The organism is Lentilactobacillus dabitei (assembly GCF_019061365.1).
Classification (GTDB): Bacteria; Bacillota; Bacilli; order Lactobacillales; family Lactobacillaceae; genus Lentilactobacillus; species Lentilactobacillus dabitei.
In genome coordinates this window covers 1-231 of record NZ_JAHPPD010000211.1, presented here as the reverse complement: position 1 = coordinate 231, position 231 = coordinate 1, and the positions used below count along the sequence as shown (strand labels likewise).

Annotated in this window: 1 protein-coding gene; it reads right to left on the bottom strand. The window is 40.7% G+C overall.

What is annotated here, in order from left to right:
* On the bottom strand, positions 1-231 hold a 231-nt coding region (locus KTE19_RS14425; protein WP_217342533.1), incomplete at both ends, for a helix-turn-helix domain-containing protein.

Here is a 231-nt window from a genome sequence, read left to right as displayed (position 1 = left end):
GTAAATGGTTGAGAATTTTTTGCTTTAACTCATCGCTCAGCTTAGTTTTCCGACCACATCGTGATCGCTTGTATTCGGCATCTGTTTGTGCTAATTCAGCCTGATAAGGTTGACATCGAGATAATTCATAAGAAATTGTTGACGGTGATCGGTTCAGCCGAACGCCCATTTGGATATTGGACAGCCCTAGTTCACAAAAGGTTTCGATTTTAATTCGTTCGGAATAGGTTA